We start from the raw sequence: 17,133 nt of genomic DNA on the forward strand, positions 1-17,133 counted from the left end.
GTTGATATCTTATTATCGGCAACCGAACGCAATTCTTTACCCAGACAGCCAAAGCTTATTGGTCAAGCTGATACCGCATCGATAGTAGGCCATAACTCCTATATGGATATTCCAGTGGATCAAGCTCAAGTTCAAGGCAATCTGGTCAAGGCCCCTGCCAGGCCATCTCACCCAGCTCGTCGAGCTGGTTTTTACTCAACAGCTTTGCCGCTTCCTTGAACATCTCCTCTTCCTCGATATGGTGCTCAAGCAGCTCCTTGAGTAGTTCTATAGCGTTCATCATGTCTTCCCCGTCGGGTGCTAATCAGGGTTACTGCAGGAGACGCCTCTCGTTTGCTGACAACATACGGATTCAGTCGGTTAAACCTTGGTTGTACGCCATGCATGGCTAGTACGAGGTAACTTTTTGCCTGGCGGACAATTTGCCTGGCGGACAGTGCCGCGATCATGGGGTCTGCCTCAGCTCACATGCGCACTATTGCCGGATCGTCGGGATTCTGTTCCCGCAGTTGCTCCATCAATAACACGGCTTCCGCTGCCGTGGCCCCCAGATAGCTGACTAATGCCAAGCGCAATTGCCGGTTGGCAGGATCGGCGGCCAGCTGCTTCCTGAGTAACTGCCGTGCCTGCTCTGGCTTGCCGCTGTCGTGTAGGGCGATGGCCAGTACGTAAGTGTAGTCGGGGTTATCGGGTGCCAGTTGTTGCGCTTGGGTGAAAGCGGGGAGGGCATCTGCCAGATTGCCTTGACGCACCAGGGCCAGGCCGAGTGCATAGTGTAGGCTAGGTTCCTGCGGGTGGGCTTTAACTGCCTTGTGCAGCAGGGTTAAACCCACCTTTGGCAGGCGCAAGTATTGCTCCTGCCATTGCGCCTGCATGACCACGGCGGGGAAGAAGGCGGCGTCGCGTACCAGGGCTTCGCGCAATGCCCCTTCGACCTGATCTTCACGGCCGCTGAGTTGATAGAGCATGGCCAGGTTGAAATGCGCGTCGGCGCGTTCCAGTAAGTTGTTTTGCACCTGTTCGTATTCGGCTTGTAATACCGGCCAGGCAGTTAGGCCAGCACGCAGTGGCGGGGGCAGTTGCGCTAGTTGCCAGGCAACGGCCAGGCGCACAGCGCGAATAGGGTCGCCGGCCAGGGGCGCTAGCAGTTCCATGAGTTGGGCTTCACTGGCCAGGGCAGGCAGGCTGTTAACGGCGGCGACCCGCACGCTGGGATCAGGGTATTGAGCTGCGTTGGCCAAATGCTGCAGTGCGGTGAGGGACGGGTAGCGGGGTAGTTCGCTGACCAGCGTAGCGACCCTGATGGCCGGTTGATCATCACGGGTCAGTTGCCTCAATAGGCCGGCCACCGCGCCGGGCTTGCCGTCGCGCGCAGCGGCCAGATCCTGGGCATAACCGCCGTCCCGGGGCTCCGCGTCGGGGTATTGCGCCAGAAACTGGGCGACTATTTGTTCAGCCGCGACTTGCTGATGGCAACCCAGGCACGCGTCGGTATGACCTAGCTCCAGCGCTTGCGGCGGGTTAGGGGAGGTGAAGCTGTGGTCATGCCGCAGGTCATTGGTCATATACAGCTTGCCGGGCATATGGCAGTTGATGCACCGCGCGCCAGGCGAGCCATTCGGGTGATTATGATGGGTTGGCGAGTCATAATTTTTGCTTTGCAGGCCGCTGCCCTGAATCGCCAGGCGAATGGGCTGGGCGTTGCCGTTGTGGCACTGGGTGCACACGCCATTCCCCGTTGCGCGCAATTCACCGCTGTGCGAGTTGTGACAGTCGGAACAGATGACCCCGGCGATGTACATCTTGCTCTGCTTGAAGGACCCGTACTCGAAGACTTCTTCCTTGATCTTGCCGTCTACTTCATACAGGTCCGCGCTGAGAATGCTTGGCAGAAAATCGTCCATCAACGCATTGCCGTGTTGGTAGCCGTCATCGAGCGGCGCGCGGCGACTGTGGCAGCGGGCACAGACTTGTACTTCCTCAGCGGGAGCGATAGCTAGGCTCGCAGCAAAGCCCATGGAGCCTTCTTGTTGCTTAGGCATGGGCGTAGCGCTGGCACTGTTCTTCTCAGCCCAGTCCAAGTGTTCCGCCGCAGGCCCATGACAGCTCTGACAGCCCACGCCGAGCGCTTTCCAATGGCTGGCGAAGGTATCGCCAGCGGCATCGTAGTCGCGCTGGAAGTCACTGGTATGGCACTCAATGCACATAAAGTTGGCATTCTGCTGGTTGCCGGTCCAATGCAGGCGGTCCTGATGATCCACGCCCTGGCCTTCGTAGAGGTGAAACCATGCCTGTTGCTGGGTATCCCAGGCCATGCCGTGGGCTTGCAAGCGCCCACCAGGCAATTCCAGCAGATATTGCTGCAGCGGCTCCAGGCCGAAAGTGTAAGCCACCTTGAAGTCCGCAGGCTGGCCGTCGGCACCAGGCGTTCGCACTACAAAGGCGTCGTCCTGGCGCAGAAACTGGTGGCTCTCGGTGTCGCTGTCGACCTGCTGGCCGCTGAAATCCCCGAGTACGCTCTGCGCGGTGGCTGGCTGCATGGCCAACTGATGATGTGAGCCTTGCCAATCGGCAAAGGCTGCGCTGTGGCAGCTCTGGCACTGGGCCTCTTCTACCCAATGGAGCGGGACTATATCGGTTATTTGCGTGACTACCGGCTCAGGTGCTGGCCGCGACTGTATCACCCACAAGGCAGCACCCAATGAGCCGAGCAATAGTAAAACCAGCAGCCAGATCCAATGCCTGCTCATGAGTGCGATTTAATCCCTGTGCCCATTAACGCGCATTATTGTGAGGCGTTATTTTATGGCTGGAGTATCGGGCCATCAAGCAAAGCGCGCAAGCAAAGGCTGACGGGGCAAGAGAGCGTTAGTTGCGCAATTTTGTGGGAGCGCTGGCCTCGGTGCGAAGGTGGGTTTCTCTTCGCTGCGAGGCTGCGGCTCCCAAGGTTTGGGGGGGGCTGGAGATCAGCCGGGTTGTGCGTCTGCTTGCTCCGGCGTCTCAATACACAGCTGATTGCGCCCGCTGTGCTTAGCGTGATACAGCGCCTTGTCCGCGCGCTTAAGGGCCGCTTCCACGCTGTCGTTACCCAACATAATTTCGGCAATGCCGATACTCACGGTGCAGCGCACCATATCATGAGTGTTGACCGGTACTTCCAGTGCCTGCACCGATGCGCGAATACGTTCCGCGCATTGGCTAGCCTCCTGCAGATCCGCTTCTGGCAACAGCACAACAAACTCCTCGCCACCGAAGCGCGCAACCAGATCATGAGTGCGGCTGTGTTTTTTCAAGGTTTGCGCGATGTTAACGATGACCTGATCACCGCAGCTGTGGCCGTATTGATCGTTCACGTGCTTGAAGTGGTCGATATCAATCACCAGCACGGCCAGTGGCGTACCCTTATTCTTCGCCAACTCCAGCAGATAGTCAGCCTCGGAAAAGAAGAATCGGCGATTGTACAGCCTGGTGAGCGGGTCGGTAGCGGCCTGTTTCTTCAGCTCCTCCTGGGAGGCGCGTATATCCTCCAGGATCTTGATCCGGTGGGAGATGATGAACGCCAGGGTCAGCGCTTCCAGCACTATGCCGATCCCCACGCCGTGGCTGTTTAGATAAGTGGGTGCAATGATGCCCTTGTAAAACAACACGGCGATACCATTGAAAACGACAAAAAAACTGTGTCCGACCAGGAAATACTTCACTAGCGGATTACCCTTGCGATACAGCGAGATGCTGACGGAAAAGGTAACTATCATCATCAGCGCCGCGAGGGAGCTGGCAGGCTTGAGCGCCGCGGAAATATCAAAAAAGCCCCAAACCAGCGTGCCACAGAGGAGCAGAAGCAGGCCCTGAAGAAAGCGGTGCTCGGTCGGATAGAAGCGTCTGGTTTCAAACACGGTCATCATGAACAGCAGCAGGAAGATCGGCATAGTGATCAACGATATATTCAGTTGGAATACATCGCTGCCATATACGTCGAAGAAGCTGGCAACCAGGCCGTAGGACAGCGCAATCCACACCAGTCCGGAGATCAGGTAGAACGAGTAGAAGATATTCTCTTTCTTGCTGGTGGCGAAATACAATAAACCGTTGTAAACAACCAGTGCGAGCAGCATGCCCACCATCAGCGCAATGTCGCTACTGATGCTGATCAGCGCGCGCCTGGAGGCTTGCTCATCAAGTATCTGCACGGCAAACCATTGATGCGAGTAGACATGGCTACGCAAGTACAATGTGGTGGATTGGGCGGCTGGTAACGTCAGGGGATAAACTGCGGTGCCGTTATACATAAGCTGGTTATCACCGACCTGCTCCAGATCGAGCACCTGCTGATCCACTAGTTGGCCATCGCGTTCTTGGTAAAAGTCGATTGAACGCACATGATAGGCATGTGGCAAGTGCACAAACAGCCGCTGTTCCAGACCGCTGGCGTTGTCCAGAATGACCTTGAACCAGGTGACCCTGGCGCTTGTGCCGAGCGTCGTTTTGCTGCCGGTGGTGGTAAAAGGCAGGGCAGTAACCTCTTCGTAGGACAGGCTCTGTGACAGGTCCACGAAGTAACCCATGCTGAACTCGCTCAGCGAGATTGGGCTTTGATCGATGATGACTCTAGGTTCGGCTGCTAACGGGCTTGAACTCATCACCAACAGCGATAGCAGTAGCAGTTTTCTGAGTAGGTCCATCTACGATTGCCTGTTTTGCTCGTGAGTGCACTGCATGGCAACCTACAGGCTGCCGCATTCCGTCGCATACCCGACAAATATAACCCCATTGACGGCCTAAGCCCAGCTTCGGGTCAGCGTTCGTTGACTCGAATGGCTGGCGCTACTGCTGCTTCCTGTTCATCCAGCCATGACCTGAGTCCCCTCTGCCTGCACCGCATCCTCCCGCTTGAGCTGCTTGTGCTGGTCCTCGTTACTACCCTGTTTCCAGTAACTGGAAATATACAGATCGCCTCGGTCTACCTGGCGCTCATCCCGAAAATACTGGCGGAGGGCGCGCATGCCGGTGAATTCGCAAGCAGCCCACACGTTTACGCGGCCGTCCGGCCAGTGCAACTGGCGCACACGGCTGGCGAGCGCTTCGGGGCGTTGGCCGGGCTGGTGATTGATGATCCAGATCAGTTCCATTCCGGCGGGCGCGTTGAGCGGTTGAATGTCGGCCTGGTCTATCACTTCCAGTATCGCGGCACCCTGAGCATCAGCGGGCAAGGCTTCGATATTGACGCTGATCGCTGGCAGCGCAGTCATGTCGCCTACCAGCAGGAAATAGTCCGCACTGTGGTCCAAGGGCTTTTTCAGGCCAGGACCGCCGACCATGATGCTGTCGCCGACCTTACAGTGGGTGGCCCAGTTTGATGCCGGGCCGCGGTCGCTATGCAGCACGAAGTCCACGTCCATCTGGTCTTCGCGTTGCTTGCGGATCGTATAGGTGCGCATTAGGGGTTTGCTTTCAGCTTCGGTGGTGAACATCAACTTGATGTAACCGCCAGCCTGGTCTTCGGGAAAGTCCAGCATGCCGTCACCACCCAGGGTGACGCGCAGCATATTGGGCGTAACGGTCTGCTTGCTGATGACGTGCAAGGTGCGGGGTAGTGCGCGTGCCATGGATGTTCCTCCGGAGGAATCAATGACCGGACGTGTGTCGTCCAGGTTGTAGGTCATATGCCAGGCAGATACGGAAAGATGCTTGGCCTCTGTCGGGCGCAAGTCAGGGTGCTCATATTAACGCAAAAGGTGAGGGTGGATCGATAGCAATAGGCTGTTGCAATGATCCTGGTGCTGGCATACCCCAGCCTGAGCATAATGCTGCCATTGGCCGAATGGAGTTCAGTTTATGCTTGGTAGCAGTGAATGGAGTAGTGCGGATGCGTCACGCATCATTGAAATGGCCTGGGAAGATCGCACGCCGTTTGAAGCAATAGAAGCTCTGTATGGCCTTAGCCAGCCGGCGGTGATTCAATTGATGCGCGCGCAGCTGAAACCAGGGTCCTTTCGCCTGTGGCGCAAGCGTGTCAGCGGGCGCAAGACCAAACACGGCGCGCTGCGGGATCCGGGTGTTATTCGTGGTTATTGTCCGACGCAGTACAAGCGTTGATGGCTTTTTCAAGCACAGCGGCGTCCCTGCCTGAGTGCTGCTTAGTTTAAATCCGGAACTGGCCGACCAACGTACCCAGACGGCCGCCAAGTGCCGCCAGTTCGCGTGCGGTCTTGGCACCATTGGCGGTTTCATCTGCCACGCTTTCAACCGCGGTGGCGATCTGGTGCACGCTGCGATTGATCTCTTCAGCCACTGCCGTCTGCTCCTCTGCGGCGCTGGCAATCTGGGCGTTCATGGAGTTGATGGTGCCGATCAGACGGGCAATCGCATCCAGTGACATGCCGGCTTTATTGGCGTGCTCACTGGTTACTTCGCCAGCATCGCTGGAACGGCGCATCGAGGCTACTGCCGCTTCCGTTCCCTGTTGCAGGCGCTCGGTCATACCCTGTATCTCTTGGGTGCTCTGCTGGGTACGGCTGGCTAGCGCGCGGACCTCGTCAGCGACCACCGCGAAACCCCGGCCAGCCTCACCGGCACGAGCGGCTTCGATGGCCGCGTTCAGCGCGAGCAGGTTGGTTTGGTCGGCAATCGAGCGAATCACACCGAGCACACTGACGATCGACTGCACGTCCTTCTGCAAGGTGTCCAGCGTAGTGCCGCTGCTACGGATGTCCTGCACCAGGGTATGAATCTGATCGATACTGCCGTCAACAATCGACTTGGCGTCCTGGCCTTCACGGTCGGTCTGTTGCGCTGCTTCTGCCGCGCCTTGGGCACTTCTGGCTACCTCGTGCGCTGCGGATGACATCTCGTTGATCGCTGCCGCCACCTGCTCAGTCTCGCTGCGTTGCTGTGCCATGGCGGCTTCCGAGCGCTGGGCCTGAGACGAAACGTCTGCCACCAGCAGGGTCAGTTGGCCGGTCATGTCGACCGTTTGCCTGACCAACCCATGCACTTTCTCCACAAAGCGGTTGAACGAGGTCGCCAGTTCGCCGATCTCGTCATCGCTGGTAACGGGCAGCCGGCGGGTCAGGTCACCTTCACCTTCGGCAATATCGTCCAGGTTGCGTTTGATCTGTTGCAGCGGGCGTAGCAGGGTATTGGCCAATATCACCCCGGCGATGCCAAATACGATTAGCAGGATGGTCGCGATCACCAGAATACTGGTGATAATGGTTCTCACCCGCTCGCTGATGGCAGCTTCCACCTCGGCGAGTTGCGCGTCTATACCGTCCAGATTGATGGCGGTGCCTACAGCCATGTCCCATTTGGGGAGATAAAAGCTGTAGGCCAACTTTGGCACCAATACCGCATCATTGCCGGGCAGCGGCGAGGAGTAATTGACATAGTAGGTATTGTCCTTCGCAACGCGGACCAGTTCCCGGTTGATATACACGCCGTTGGGATCACGTCGCTCCTTTAGGCTGTTGCCCACATCTAAAGGGTTGTCACCGCGGAAGAGTCGGACCACATCTGAGTCATGACCGAAGAAATAGCCATCTGCGCCGAATTTTATCTTCGACAGCACGGCGATGGCCTGCGCACGACTGCGCATATCGCCGTTACTGGCGTCGTCATAAAGAGTCTGAACCGAACCAATAGCGATCTGGATGTAGTTGCGCAGCTCAGTGCGACTCTCCAGCAGCAGCCGTTCCCGCGTGGTCTCAAGCTCATGTTCGGCAAGACCTTCGAGGATCTTCGCCGCCGCGCCGCTCAGCACCAGAGCAAATAGGATAACCGGCACCAGAGCCAGGAGGACAACTTTCGATTTAAGGGTCATGCGCATGTGTTTCTCTCTGAGGGGTCGGCAGTGACGCACATGCCGTATGTTGGCTATCGGCAGCGACAAGGGTTACTGAAGACAATGGCGCAAAGAAATCGCCTCGCAACCCCTGGGAGGGCCGAGTTCCACCTCGGCCAGCGTGCGGGCCTGCGATATCTGGGTCGAGATGGAACTCGACCGTCTTGGGGCACGCTTCGGCTGGCGGCATTCTCTCAGCTCAGCAAACCAAGCCAACCTGACAGGGCCAGCAACAGCCCCATCAACTGATTGAAACGACGCAAGCGGGTGGGCGATTGCAGGCGGGTCTGCGCTTGTACGCCCAGCCAGGCCCAGAGCAACATGCAGGGAATGGCTATCAACAGAAACAACAGTGCCAACAACCATGCCGGGGCGCTGGCACTGGCCATAAAAACGCTAACTACCGCCAGCGCAACGGTCCAGGGTTTGGGGTTGATCAGTTGCATCAACGCTGTTGCCCAGCCGCTCAAGGGGCGCCCATTCTCTATGGTGGTGTCGATATCAACTGGCGCGCACGAGATTTGCCAGCCCAGATAGGTCAACCAGAGTGCGCCCGCCCATCCAAGCAGTTGCGCCAGGACCGGGACTTCCAGCAGCGTGTGGCCGAGCCCCGTTCCCACGGCCAATACCAGCCCGGCTGATGCCAGACAGCCTCCGGTGATGATCGGCAGCGTAGCGCGCAAGCCGAAGCGCGCGCTGCTGCTCATGGCCAACAGATTGGTAGGGCCGGGGGTGATGGAAGCGACAAAGGCGAACAACAGAAAAGGTAGCAGATGAGTCAAGGTGGATCTCCCGAGAGTAGGTGTCGGGGAGCTATTCTCAGCGCTTGCTCAGATACCGTCTGGAAGGTGTGTGCAGCGCTGTCGATATCTTGCTGGTGTCAAGCCGTAGGCGCGTTTGAACCAACGTCCCAGATGGCTTTGGTCGGCAAACCCCAGGCTCGCGGCAACCAGTGCTGGCGCCTCACCAGCGGCCAATCTGCGGCGCGCTTGAGAAAGCCGCAGTTGAACCAGATAGGCGTGCGGCGCCAGTCCGAATGCAGCCTTGAAAGCGCGGTTAAGACGGAAGCGATCAACACCAGTCAGCCGGGCCAGTTCCGTCAGGCTGACATCGTCCTGTAGGTGGGTGTGCAGATAGTCCTGAGCCAGCCGAGCCACTTGCGGCATGCGTGGGTCGGATTCGGTCCGTCGGCGCCAGTGCATCTGGCTGGTAAGCTGGGTCAGCAGATAGTCCAGAGCCGTCTGCCGTACAATGCGCAGCTCCTGCTGGTGCAGGGTCTGGAAGGTACTGGCAATAGCAAAGATCAGCTGCGGGGATTGCCCCACGGTCATGCTCATGGCTGGCACGCAGTCTTCGGGCGCATCACCAAACAGGCCACGCAACTCCCGTTCCAGCCAGTGCGGGTCGAGATACAGCATGGAGTAAGTGAAACCTTCTGCCGTCGGTGCCTCACCATCGTGAATCTCGCCTGGCTCCATAAGCATGACTTTGCCTGGCACGCTGTCATAGCGCTGGCTTCCGCAATGGAAGCGCTGCACTCCCTGCTCGGTAAAACCCACCAGATAGCTGTCATGCCAGTGCGGATCATAGGCATGCCCCTCAAAATGCGCACGAATGGTCTCAATTCCGGTATCGGCATCCTGTTTGAGATCAATCCAGTTGCGTGCGCTCATGAGTATTCAGTCGGTAGACATGGGGATGCTGCATCATAACGCGAGGGGGGAGAGTGTCTGGAAGATTTGTGCAGAGCAGAGGGCGAGCACCCGATTTCCAGGGTGCTCGGTAGCAAGGTCTACCGCTGATTCGGCCCCATCCATTTAGCCACTTTAGGTGCCTCGTAAGCGTGTATCTTGGCCAGTACAGAGTCCACATCCGGCGACACTATCAGCATTTCGCGGTGGGCCTGCCTCATGAAGCCTTCGTTCATTGCGTGGTCGAGGAAGGCGATCAGTTTGTCGTAGTAGCCAGAGGCGTTGAACAACGCACAGGGCTTCAGGTGATGGCCGAGTTGGCCCCAGGTCCAGATTTCAAACAGTTCTTCAAAGGTGCCGACGCCGCCGGGCAGGGCGATAAAACCGTCGGACAGATCCGCCATCATCGCCTTGCGCTCATGCATGGAGCCCACTTCGCGCAGCTCGGTCAGACCTTCATGGGCCAGCTCACGCTCGACCAGATGACGCGGGATAACGCCGATCACTTCACCGCCGGCAGCCAGCGCCGCGTCAGCTACTGCGCCCATCAAACCGACTTGTGCGCCGCCGTATACCAAGCCGATTCCCGCTTTGGCCAGTGCCGTTCCCAATTGCTGGGCTGCTTCAATATACACAGGTTGATTGCCGGCGCTGGAGCCGCAGAAAACACAAATTCTCACAGGGATTCCTTAAAGGAGGTTGCGGGGGGGAGGGTTATCATACTTCTTTTGTCTGATTCGTGAGTAAGCCAGAGGTCGAAAAATAGGCAAAATGCAGGACGCGCACGCCGAGCTAGTCGCGTACAACACCGGACGGAGCGCCGCGCGATCCGAGCGCGAATCGGATCCACAGCCCATAACCATCATCAGGCCCTCAGTCACTGATACAAACGTCAGAGGCCTAATGCCGCCGCCAGCCCCCGGTAGATCGTTTGCATTACTACCCGACCTAGTCTGCCGGGAGGGCAGAGCACGGATGGCAATCCGAACTTGCTACTGGTGCCAGTTGTTAAATACAATCAATCTCATTTAGCTTCCTCCGCCCAGGCCCCTATATGACTGAATCAGCGCCGCCACAGGAACAGAGCCTGCACGCCCTGTATCGCGATCACCGCAGCTGGCTGGAAGGCTGGCTGCGGCGGCAGACGGGCAATGCCTGGGATGCAGCTGATTTGAGTCAGGACACCTTTATGCGAGTGCTGACCAGCTCGCAGAAGGTGGCTGATATCCATGAGCCCCGTGCCTACCTGTTGACGGTGGGCAAGCGGCTGTTGAACACCTTTCACACCCGCCGCAGTCTGGAGCAGGCTTATCTCAATGCGCTGCTTCAACTTCCCGAACACTCCGCGCCGTCGCCGGAACACCGTTGGGCGCTGCTGGAAACACTGCAGGCGCTAGACGAGCTGTTGGATGGTCTGCCGGCCTTGGTGCGCAGAGCTTTTCTCTGGAGTCAGCTGGACGGCCTCGGCTACCGTGAGATAGCCGCGCGGCTTGAAATATCCGAGCGTACAGTCAAACGCTACATGGCTCAGGCATATGAACACTGTTTGCTGATGGACCTGTGATGAAGGCTGCTCCGGTAACCAGTGAAACCCGCGAAATGACCCGTGCAGCGGCGCAGTGGCTGGCGCTGCTGGACTGTGATGAGTTCAGCGAGGCGGATCTTGCCCGTCTGCAGAATTGGCGCAACAGCCATCCTGGGCACGAGCGTGCCTGGCAGCGTGCTTTGCTGTTGCGCCAGCGTTTTTCTGGTTTACCGCCAGAGTTGGCAATGGCCTCATTGGATCGTCCGGACCTGGGCCGGCGTAGGGCGCTCAAACAGGCACTTGGCGTGGCGGTGGTATTACCAGCGGCCTGGTTGCTGGGCAGGCAATTGCCGGTGGAGGTGTGGCGTGCCGATCTGCACACCGGCACGGGGGATCAGCAGCAACTGACGCTGGCCGACGGCAGTTTGTTGCAACTGAATACCGATAGCGCAGTTGATCTGGATCTGCAGGCAAATCAGCTGAGGCTGGTGCGTGGAGAAATAGCGCTCAAGGTCCCAGGCAGTTCAGCGCTGAGCTTACTCCTGCCCTATGGTCGCGCTCTGGTCAGACAAAGCGAGGTCTGTGTGCGCCTGGATGATCAACATTGCCGTGTTTCGGTCGTCAGCGGTTCGGTGCAAGTGCTGTCCTCCGTCGGCGCGGCTCAGGTCATCAAGCAAGGCCAGCAGCTCAGCCTGCAGCGCTCTGGCTTTGGGGCGGTGCAGCCTTTTGACCCTTCGCTGCCGGATTGGCGCGAAGGTGTGCTGATGGCGCAAGACCAGCCATTAGGCGATTTTTTGCGCGAGTTGAGCCGTTATCGTCCAGGGCTATTGCGCTGGGACCCGGCGCTGGAGCGGCTGCGGGTCACCGGCAGCTTCCGCCTCAATGACACCGATCGCGTGCTGGCACTGTTGGCTGCAAGCCTGCCTCTGGCAGTGCAGTCGCGCACCCGTTACTGGGTCACCCTGGTCCCGCGGGAAAAAACGGCCTGAAGACTGTCCCTTTTTTATTTCTCGCCAGTCAGTGTGAGTAAGAGAAATAATTGAGGGCTTTATCTATGTTTGTAGTATCTCCTGGCCGTAACCGCTCAGCTCCTTTCCGTCTTCGTTCGCTGTTGCAACTGGGACTGGCAGTGGGCCTGAGCATCAGCCCCGTGGTGATCTCCACCAGTTGGGCCGAGGATGCCGAGCGTCGCAGTTATGAGGTCCCCGCTGGCAATCTGGGCGCCGCTTTGACGCGCTTCGCCAGTCAGGCGGGCATCAACCTCTCGGTTGATCCGGTGCTGATGAGCGGCCGACGCAGCGGCGGGTTATCCGGCGACTACAGTGTTGATGAAGGTTTTGCGCAACTGTTGCAGGGCAGTGGCTTGCAGATTCAGCCGGTGGGCAGCGACGCCTATACATTGATACCTGCACCTCAGCGCGGTGACACGCTGGATATGGCGCCCATGACGGTTATTGGCGCTAACGAGGGCAATGCGGAGGGAGCGCGATATGTCGGTGGTCAGGTGGCTGGCCGTGGCTCGCAAGGCCTGCTCGGCTCGCGGCACTTTATGGAAACGCCCTTCAGCATGACCAGCTACACCAGCGAGACAGTGAAAAATCAGAATGCGCGGACCCTGGGTGATCTGATTGCTGCTGACCCCTCGGTACGGGCGACCAACCCGGCGGGCGGACGTTTTGAACAGTTCACCATCCGCGGATTCAGCCTGTTCAACAGCGATGTAGCCTTCAATGGGCTCTACGGCATCATGCCGACCTATTCAATTGACATGGAAATGGCCGACCGCGTCGACATCATCAAGGGCCCGAGCCAACTGCTTAATGGCATCTCGCCCAGGGGGGCGGTAGGCGGTGGCATTAACCTGGTGTCCAAGCGCGCGACGGATGCACCGCTCACCGAGTTCACCGGTAGTTATGCCTCGGACAACCAGATTGGCGGGGCAGTGGACGTCGGCCGCCGGTTCGGGCAAGACCACCAGTTTGGCCTGCGTTTCAACGGCGTCAAGCAATCCGGTAATACCGAATGGGATCACCAGAGCGTCGAGCGCGAAATGGCCGTGCTAGGCCTGGACTTTCGCGGTGAACGTGTGCGCTTGGCCGCAGACATGGGGCATACCGAACGCGACACGGATGCGCCGCAGGAACGCGTGCTGGTGGGGGCCGCCGCCGGGGTGCCGGATGCCGACAAGGTACATGACAACTATGCGCAGGCCTGGAGTAAGGCGCGTACCGAAGATACCTTCGCGATGCTCAGCGGCGAGTTCGACCTGACCGATTCTGTGCTGGTCTATGGCGCGGCAGGCGCACGCGAAAGCGATCACGACTTCCTCCGCCACAACGTCTCCATCCTCAACGACGCCGGTGATTTCAACGTGCAGCCACGCGATTTCACCCGTGACGAGAGCGTCAGGACTGTTACTGCGGGCGTACGCAACGGGTTCAATACCGGGTCCGTCAGCCATGAGCTGAACCTGGCCGCCAGTTATTTCTATATGGACTTTACCAACGGCGGCGCCCGTTACGCCACGGCGCCGAGCAACCTCTACGATCCGCTGGCCACCCCGGCTCCCACCACACCGACGCGCCTTGACAATGAGGTCTATACCGAGAACCGCTTCAGCGGGGTAGCTCTGGCAGATACCCTTGGCTTTCTGGATAACCGTCTACTGCTGACTCTGGGTGCGCGCTGGCAGCGGGTCAAGGTCGATGATTGGACCAATGGTGTCAAAGGCGCCACGGCTTATGATGAAGAAAAGGTGTCGCCCTCGGCCGGGGTACTGTTCAAGCTGAGCGAGCAGTTATCGCTCTATGCCAACTATATGGAAGGCCTGAGCCAGGGCAAGATCGCGCCCTCGACGTCCGTTAACGAAGACGAGATATTCCCGCCGTTTACCAGCCGCCAGGTCGAGGTGGGCGCCAAGTTTGACCAGGGTACTTTTGGTGTGACTGCCAGTGTCTTTCGCATTAAACAGCCGGCCTACGAAACCAATGCCACCACCAAGGTTTTTGGGCCTAATGGCAAGCGCGAGAACAAGGGCATTGAGCTGAGTACCTTTGGCGAGCCGATCCAGGGCTTTCGCCTGCTTGGCGGCCTGATGTACATCGACAGCGAATTGACCGCTACCGTGGGAGGCATATCCGATGGTAATAGCGCTCCAGCGACGCCGGAGTACAGCGTCAACCTTGGCGCTGAGTGGGATGTGCCAGCCGTTTCAGGTCTGACCCTGACCGCACGCGGCATTCACTCAAGCTCACAGTACCTGGATCAGCAAAACAGCCAGAAGATTGATGGCTGGGAGCGCTACGACCTGGGTGGGCGCTATACCTTCCAGGCATCGGACAAGAACGTCACCCTGCGCGCCAGCATTGAGAACGTGATGGATGATCGTTCCTGGATCTCTGCCGGGGCATCGGACGACAGCGCAGCGGGGCTGACGATCTCGACGCCGAGAACCTATTTGCTCTCGGCAACCATTGGCTTTTGATGTGCCGGAGCAAATCGGAAGTGTTACCCTGAAAAGGCTACTTCATCGATAGTAGCCCTTTCAGGCTAACCATAAAAGCAGTCTGGATACGGTAATGCCCGTCACCAGGCTGAACGTAAAGCTCAGAAGTGTGCCCAGTAGCACATATTCCGACACTGGCCGCCTCGCTGTGTGCGTATCGTTGAAACGCATGATGCTTTTGGCCGCGAGGAGAAAGCCGATGGCCGACCACTGACCGAGCAGCACGAAGGTGAGAATCAAAAAGCGCTCTAGAAAGCCTATCAGTTTGCCCGCGTTTTTCAGCGAGGCTTCGTTGCTTAGGTCGGTATGGTTGAGCCAGGGCCGCAGCAACTGAGCGATCAGTGCAGAGGTGGGGTGTAGAACAAATAAATAGGCAATCAGCAAAATCAGTATCTTTGGTTCGAACAGCGCCGAGACCAGCACGCCTAGTTCTCGCCAGTTATGCGTGTGGCTGCACCAGATGGCCAGCAGCAATGCTAATGGCAGCAGATGAGTCAGCACCAGGTCTATGGCAAACGTCCGGGCTTTGAGCTGCTTCAGCGTCTCCATCAGTAGTTGGCTAGTGACGACCAGCAGTGCCGCAATCATACTCCAGCCGACGCCGCTGTTTGCGGCCAGCAATACAACGCCGACGGCTAGGCCGTAGGCCAATGCTTTGGCGGCCAACCAGTTGTGTCTGCGCCGCTGCGAAATGTCGGCGGACACGGGCGACATGCAGATAAAAACAGTCGCCAGGATGTGAATCAGCAGTAATAGCAACAGGGCGGCGCTATCAGGCATCTTGCAGCTCCTGTACCCATACGCGGGTGCGCTCAATGTAACGGTCGATCAGTTCAGCGTTGGCGCGTTGCAGTGCCTTGTGTACGGTGACGCGGGACTTGCCCAGCGTCTTGGCCAGGTCCTTTTGGCTGGACTGCTGCGTGGCGTGCAGGAAATAGGTCTCTGCCTCGACCCTCGTCCAGCTTTCGATGATGTTGGCAACAAATTCGGTCGGCAGTTCGGTGCGGTCTAGTAGTTGCTGGGCATGGCTAAAGATCCCCAGTGTCGTTTTCTTCATGGCGTCCAGTCCCCGGCCGGAAAGCACAAAGGCCTCGCCGTAGTGATTGACACTGGGCGCAGCGCCAATACCGATGGCAATACGCGCATCAAAGCGTTCGCCCTCAGGGCTATTGGCAATCAGCCCCGCACGCAATACTACTGCGCATTCAAATGCTCGCTCCGGGGCGTTGAGCGTTATCTGAAAGCCGTCACCACGATATTGCTCGGCTTTGAATTCATAGATGCCGGCGAGCTCTTGCAGCTGAGCCTGCAATTGCGCGATGTAGGCGTGGGTGTCTTGGACCGATTGCGAGTCGATCAGGTCGCCGGTAATGACTGCTGAGATATTCATCTGAACGTTCGCTATTAGAAGTTTGAAGTTAAAGCACGCGTTAAAAGTAGCCTATAAAGGATAATTTTTCAAAATTAGCACTATTTGGCTAATTAATCTGAGCAGGGTCACATTGCGATGACCCTTCGGACCCAGCTGTCGTAGAGCCTAGAGCGGGGAGAGCGGGGGTATTCCAGGCAGTCTATTTGCTTATCAACGCGGCCCGTCGGTTTTGGTAAAGCGTGGCCTATTGGCCATCGCAGTGCGGGCATTGAAAGCTTAAGGCTTTACCTCATGGCGTGTTACCGCTAACGTCAATGGCATCAACGAATTCGCACAGGGACGCCATGAATACCGACGCCAGGCCTACCGCACTGCAGGACTCCTCCAACGGCGCTGAAGCGACCGTCGCCGTACTGGTGGATTGCGACAACGTCCCACCCGAGATTCTGCCATATGCCCTGCGCGTGGCCGCGCAGTTCGGGCGGGTGGCATTGCGTCGTGGTTACGGCAACCACACCACCCTTGCAAATCGCTGGCAGGAGGCGCTTGTGCGGCAGGCATTCACGCCGCACCTGCAGTATCAGTATGCGTCCGGCAAGAACACCGCCGATATCGCGCTGGCGCTGGACGCCCTCGAAGCGATGTTCGACCATCGCGCCGACATTTTCTGCCTAGTCACCAGCGACTCCGACTTCGCCTACCTGTGCCGCAAGCTGCGCGAGCGCGGGTCACGCGTGTGCATTGTCGGCGAAGGCAAAACTCCGCAGGCGCTACGCAACGCCAGCGACCAGTTCTTTGAATGGTCACCGGCCGAATCCGACCCTGATGCCACCACTGACTCGGCAGAAAAGGCCCCGGCTAAAAAAGCCCAAGCCAAGCCGAAAGCCGCCAAGGCCGAGCCGAACAAAGAGCCTGCCAAAGAGCCGAGCAAGGACGCCAGCAAACTATCGACTAAACAGCGCCCGCGTTTCGTAGTGGACGCCGTGTCACTGTTGGCTAGCGAATCTTCTGAAGGCAAAGTCGGTTTGGGCGCGCTTGGGCAGTATCTCAAGCGCACCGATCCGGCATTTTCCCCGAAGACTTACGGGCACTCAGGGTTGCTGGATATGGTGAAGACTTATGACTTGTTGGAGTTGAAGCAGGAGGCGGGCGCTGGCTGGTTTGTATTGTTGGCGGATGCGAAAGGAAGTTAGGATGAAA

The 17,133-nt window shown here is 58.1% G+C and carries 14 protein-coding genes and 2 pseudogenes; 6 read left to right on the forward strand and 10 right to left on the reverse strand.

The annotated features are described in order from the left end of the window. Nucleotides 1–99 precede the first annotated feature (99 nt). Nucleotides 100–192: pseudogene (locus tag K787_RS25885) on the forward strand (protease); the annotation flags it as partial. Here K787_RS25885 and K787_RS25320 read toward each other — a convergent pair. The 4 genes and pseudogenes from K787_RS25320 to K787_RS0115550 form a co-directional block, all read right to left on the reverse strand. Next, nucleotides 170–262: pseudogene (locus tag K787_RS25320) on the reverse strand (hemerythrin domain-containing protein); the annotation flags it as partial. The pseudogenes K787_RS25885 and K787_RS25320 sit on opposite strands and share 23 nt — an antisense overlap. Nucleotides 263–464: 202 nt before the next feature. Continuing rightward, nucleotides 465–2,750 carry a tetratricopeptide repeat protein gene (locus tag K787_RS23360; RefSeq protein ID WP_022963732.1) on the reverse strand — a complete coding sequence of 762 codons (2,286 nt, stop codon included), beginning with the start codon at nucleotides 2,748–2,750 and terminating at the stop codon, nucleotides 465–467. A gap of 216 nt (nucleotides 2,751–2,966) precedes the next feature. Then, the gene (locus K787_RS23365) at nucleotides 2,967–4,682 is read right to left on the reverse strand and encodes a sensor domain-containing diguanylate cyclase (protein ID WP_022963733.1); all 1,716 of its coding nucleotides are present in this window, start codon (nucleotides 4,680–4,682) and stop codon (nucleotides 2,967–2,969) included. Between the two features lie 159 nt (nucleotides 4,683–4,841). Next, entirely contained in the window at nucleotides 4,842–5,606 is a 765-nt protein-coding gene (locus K787_RS0115550; protein WP_022963734.1) for a siderophore-interacting protein, read from the reverse strand. 229 nt (nucleotides 5,607–5,835) lie between these two features. Here K787_RS0115550 and K787_RS0115555 point away from each other — a divergent pair, with 229 nt between their 5' ends. Next, nucleotides 5,836–6,096 (forward strand): TIGR03643 family protein, encoded by a 261-nt coding sequence (locus tag K787_RS0115555; protein ID WP_022963735.1) that lies wholly within the window; start codon nucleotides 5,836–5,838, stop codon nucleotides 6,094–6,096. A gap of 46 nt (nucleotides 6,097–6,142) precedes the next feature. Here K787_RS0115555 and ctpM read toward each other — a convergent pair whose 3' ends face one another. The 4 genes from ctpM to K787_RS0115575 all read right to left on the reverse strand — a co-directional run bounded on the left by ctpM (nucleotide 6,143) and on the right by K787_RS0115575 (nucleotide 10,217). Then, nucleotides 6,143–7,825, reverse strand: coding sequence for a methyl-accepting chemotaxis protein CtpM (gene ctpM / locus K787_RS0115560; protein WP_022963736.1), 1,683 nt, complete (start codon nucleotides 7,823–7,825; stop codon nucleotides 6,143–6,145). Nucleotides 7,826–8,034: 209 nt separating this feature from the next. After that, a complete protein-coding gene (locus tag K787_RS0115565) occupies nucleotides 8,035–8,622 on the reverse strand; it encodes a LysE family translocator (protein ID WP_022963737.1) in 588 nt (195 codons plus the stop codon). A gap of 48 nt (nucleotides 8,623–8,670) precedes the next feature. Beyond that, nucleotides 8,671–9,513, reverse strand: coding sequence for an AraC family transcriptional regulator (locus tag K787_RS0115570; protein ID WP_022963738.1), 843 nt, complete (start codon nucleotides 9,511–9,513; stop codon nucleotides 8,671–8,673). A gap of 119 nt (nucleotides 9,514–9,632) precedes the next feature. Next, a complete protein-coding gene (locus K787_RS0115575; protein ID WP_201765120.1) occupies nucleotides 9,633–10,217 on the reverse strand; it encodes an LOG family protein in 585 nt (194 codons plus the stop codon). Between the two features lie 368 nt (nucleotides 10,218–10,585). On the opposite strand from K787_RS0115575, the gene K787_RS0115580 reads away from it, so the two are divergent. From K787_RS0115580 to K787_RS0115590, 3 genes are all read left to right on the forward strand, one after another. Beyond that, on the forward strand, nucleotides 10,586–11,095 hold the full coding sequence (locus K787_RS0115580; protein WP_022963740.1) for a sigma-70 family RNA polymerase sigma factor: 510 nt from the start codon (nucleotides 10,586–10,588) through the stop codon (nucleotides 11,093–11,095). Next, a complete protein-coding gene (locus tag K787_RS0115585) occupies nucleotides 11,092–12,045 on the forward strand; it encodes a FecR domain-containing protein (protein ID WP_028614998.1) in 954 nt (317 codons plus the stop codon). The genes K787_RS0115580 and K787_RS0115585 overlap by 4 nt, the downstream gene beginning before the upstream one ends. A gap of 65 nt (nucleotides 12,046–12,110) precedes the next feature. After that, nucleotides 12,111–14,540, forward strand: coding sequence for a TonB-dependent receptor (locus K787_RS0115590; RefSeq protein ID WP_022963742.1), 2,430 nt, complete (start codon nucleotides 12,111–12,113; stop codon nucleotides 14,538–14,540). Between the two features lie 60 nt (nucleotides 14,541–14,600). Here the strand turns inward: K787_RS0115590 and K787_RS0115595 are convergent, their stop codons facing one another. Next, nucleotides 14,601–15,341 carry a hypothetical protein gene (locus tag K787_RS0115595; protein WP_022963743.1) on the reverse strand — a complete coding sequence of 247 codons (741 nt, stop codon included), beginning with the start codon at nucleotides 15,339–15,341 and terminating at the stop codon, nucleotides 14,601–14,603. Beyond that, nucleotides 15,334–15,951 (reverse strand): hypothetical protein, encoded by a 618-nt coding sequence (locus K787_RS0115600; protein WP_022963744.1) that lies wholly within the window; start codon nucleotides 15,949–15,951, stop codon nucleotides 15,334–15,336. Before K787_RS0115600 ends, K787_RS0115595 begins: the two co-directional genes overlap by 8 nt. Before the next feature lie 326 nt (nucleotides 15,952–16,277). On the opposite strand from K787_RS0115600, the gene K787_RS0115605 reads away from it, so the two are divergent. Continuing rightward, nucleotides 16,278–17,126, forward strand: a complete 849-nt coding sequence (locus K787_RS0115605; RefSeq protein ID WP_022963745.1) for an NYN domain-containing protein — start codon at nucleotides 16,278–16,280, stop codon at nucleotides 17,124–17,126. Nucleotides 17,127–17,133: the final 7 nt, after the last annotated feature.

The organism is Halopseudomonas pelagia CL-AP6 (assembly GCF_000410875.1).
GTDB classification, from domain to species: domain Bacteria; phylum Pseudomonadota; class Gammaproteobacteria; order Pseudomonadales; family Pseudomonadaceae; genus Halopseudomonas; species Halopseudomonas pelagia.